We start from the raw sequence: 3,718 nt of genomic DNA, 5'->3' as shown, positions 1-3,718 counted from the left end.
ACCCTCGACACAGGCCAGGCCCGCGTCAACAACTACCACCACCCCCAGAACTACCTACTACCCGACGAAGCAGACGAAGACCCCGACGACGATGACCCCTAGTCAGGAGGCTTCGGCCTCGTGCCGCTCGGCGCGGGAAACGGTCTGCGGTGCCAGTAGTTCGACGATGCGATCGGTCACCGCGGCCGCGGTCGGGTGCTCCCAGAGCAGGGTCGGCGGCAGTGCCAGGCCGGTGCGCTTCTCCAGCGCCCGGCGCAGCGACACGGTCATGATCGAGTCGACACCGGTTTCGACCAGCGGCACCCGGGGATCGACGTCGTCCTCCGACAGTCCCAGTTCGGTGGCGACCGCCTCGGCGACCTGCTGGGCCACCCATTCGTCGACGTCGGCGTCACCGCGATCCACCGGAGCGGGCACCGCCGCGCCGTCACATTCCCCGGTGGGTGCCACGTCGGCCAGCATCGGCACTGCTGCCGCCGCGGGAAGAACCGGCAGCACAACGGCATTCGGATCATCGCCGCGCATCGCGGTATCCAGGGCCCGCATCGCGTCGTCGGCGTCCACGGTGCCCATCCCGAGTCCCTCGAGCTGCGCGGCGACGTACTCCGACGCCGACCCCATGCCCAGGCCACGCCACGCCGTCCATGCGACGGACACGGTGTGATCACCGAGCCGGTGGCGGTGGCGCGCCATTCCGTCGAGGAACGCGTTGGCGCAGGCATAGGCCCCCTGGCCGGGGAACCCGGCCAGGTAGCCGCAGGACGAGAAGAGCACCAGCCAGTCCAGCTGCCCCGGCGCGAAGAGTTCGTCCAGCACCATGGCGCCGGACGCCTTGGGCCCCATCGTGGCCGCGATGTCGTCGTGGGAGGTGTTCATCAGCAATGCGCCGGCTTCCACCCCGGCGGCGTGCACCACCCCGCGCACCGCGGGCAGGCCGGCCAGCACCGTCCGCAGCCGATCACCGGCATCGGCCGCCCCGATGTCGATCGGGGCGACCTGCACCGAGACCCCGCGCTCCTCCAGCGCGGCCACCGCACGCACCACGTCGCGGTGCCCTTCGGGGCCCCACGAATCGCGGGGCGGCACGCCCGACCGGCTCAGCAGCACCAGCCGCCGGGCACCGAGATCGGCCAGCCGCGAAGCGATCCGCAGGCCGAGCGCCCCGGTGCCGCCGGTGACCAGATAGGTGCCGCCCGGGGTACAGCTGATCGGCGCACCGTTCCCGGGCCGGGCCGGAGCCAGCCGCGCGGTGTACGCCACGTCGTCGCGCACCACGACCACCCCGTGACCGGCCAGCGAAGCCAGCACGCCGACGGGCAGCGGACCGGACGCGACGTCGAGCACCCCGCCCCACAGCTGCGGATGTTCGGCGGCCGCCACCCGGGCCAGCCCCCACAGCCCGGCGTGGGCGAGGTCGTCACCCTCGTGAACGCCGCGGGTCAGCGCCCAGAGCCGGGCACCGGACCCGTTGTCGTGCAAATGTTTCAAGGTGTCCAGCACGAGCCCGGCGGCGGCCTGCGGGCTGTCGGATGCGTTCGGCAGCACCAGCACCACAGCCCCGGTCTGAAGTCCGCCGGGCAACCGGGCGGGATCGGTGCAGCCGCGGCACGGCACCCCGGCGGTCGCGAGGTCACCGCGGGCCGCCGCGAGTTCGTCAGGAGTCCCGCCGACCAGCACGACTTCACTCGGCAGCCCGTCCGCCCGGTATTCGATCGGCCGCCAGGCCACCTCGTGCAGCATCCGGGAGGTGTCGCCGCCCACCGAGCTCTCGAGCTCCTCGAAGGTCATCCCCGTCAGCGCGGCCAGCACCGCACCGGACTCGTCGGCGATCGACACATCGACCGTCGTGCCGTGCCGATGCCGGACATGCAGCAGCGCCGACGCCGGCGGCGTGCCGTGGACGTGGACGTGGTCGATCCGCGCCGGCATCAGCAACCGGGCCGGGCCGTCGAACACCGTGCAGGCAGTCGAGGTCGCCGCGTCGAGCAGACCCGCCCATGTGGCCGGCACCGATCCGTCGGCCTCGGCCGACACGCGCGCCAGCATCTCACCGCCCCGGCGGTGCAGCTCGAGCACCTGCCAGCCGAAGCCCATCGCCGCCACACCCACGCTGGCCAGCGTGTCGACCACATGGCTGGCGGGGATTTGTTCGGCGCCGGCGCGGAATGCGCGCTGATCGATCTTCTCGAACTCCGGGTCGGCGTCCTCGGCGGCGACCGCGCTGCTGTGGGTCAGCCATGCCTGCGCATCGTCGCCGTCTTCGTCGATCAGCCGCGACGACAGCCGCAGCGCCCCGTCCTGGCGCACCACCTGGACATCGCGGGCGCGCCCGGGCGCCACCGGTGTGCGCAACCGCACATCACCGAGCGCCCCACCCGCTGCGGTGATGAAGGTGTTCAACAGAACTGCGGCGGGGACGATTTCGGTGTCCTGGACGGGATGGTCACCCGGGTAGGGCCGGTTGGCCATGTCCAGCCGGGTCTGCCAGATCCTCGTCGGCACCGCCGCCGCGACGTCGGTTACACCGCCGAGCAGGGTGTTGGCGGCGACATCGTGCAGAGCTGCGGTGCCCGGTGGCGGTGTCGGGGTCCGCCAGAATCGGCGGTGTTGCCACTGGGTGCCGGGCAGATCGGCCGCCCACGGGGCGGACCGGGTGAATCCGTGTTCGACAGGTGCCCCGTGGCAGTACAGCCCGGCCACCGCGGCGCCGACCGCCAAGGCCTGCGGCTGGTCGCGGCGCAGCACCGGCAGCACGGCGTGCTCGGCGTACCCGCCGTCCAGCAGGGTTTCGACGATCGAGTGGGCGACCACCGGATGCGCTGACACCTCGAGGAACAGCCGGTGACCGTCCTGGGCGGCGGCCTGGACCGCCTCGGCGAAACGCACCCGGTCACGCAGGTTCGCCGCCCAGTAGTCGGGACCCCGCAGCGCGCTGGACCGCGGATCGGCCAGTGCGGTGGTGTACAGCGGCACCTTCGCCGACCCCGGCATCGCGAGCCCGCCCACCAGTCGGGCGAGTTCACCGGTGAGCCCGTCCATCGCGGGGCTGTGGAAGGCCACGTCGGTGTTGACCCAGCGTACCGAGATGCCGTCGCCCGCCCATGAGTCGATGAGTTCGTCAACCGCCGCTGCCGCCCCGGACACGACGGTCGACTGCGGTGAGGCGCTGATCGCCGCCACCACATCGGTGCGGCCCTGCAGCCGGCGGCCGGCTTCGTCGAACGGCAACCGCACCAGCGCCATCGCCCCCTCGCCGGCCACCGAACGGAACCCGCGGGCGCGGAAGCACGCGATCGCCGCGCCGTGCCGCAGGTCGAACACGCCGGCCGCGACGCAGGCCGCGACCTCGCCGACCGAATGACCGATGATCGCCGCCGGTGTGGCGCCCTGTTCGCGCAGCACCGCCGCCAGCCCGACCTGCATCGCGAAGGTCAGCGCCTGCACCTGGTCGGTTCCCCCCAGATCGCCGCTGGTCAGCGCCTCGCGGGCGGAGAAGCCGAGTTCGGCGCGGAACACGGTGTCGATGTCGTCGATCACGGCGGCGAACACCGGTTCGTGGGTGAGTAGTTCGCGGCCCATCCCCGGCCAGTGTGAGCCGTGCCCGGAGAACACCCACACCGCGCCGGCGTCGGCGCCGGGCAGCACGACACCGGTGACCACCCGCGGGTCGCGCACCCGGGCGGCCAACGCGTCGAGTCCGTCGAGGACGGCGCTGCGG

At 72.7% G+C, this 3,718-nt stretch carries 1 protein-coding gene; it reads right to left on the bottom strand.

Annotated elements, in window-relative coordinates; translation table 11 throughout:
* Positions 1-102 precede the first annotated feature (102 nt).
* On the bottom strand, positions 103-3,718 hold a 3,616-nt coding region (locus tag ACXAID_RS27425), incomplete at its 5' end, for an acyltransferase domain-containing protein (protein ID WP_475025323.1).

It is taken from the genome of Mycobacterium sp. ABE4_509 (assembly GCF_056160785.1).
The sequence above is the reverse complement of the archived record's forward strand: the minus strand, read 5'-3'. Positions and strand labels throughout refer to the sequence as shown.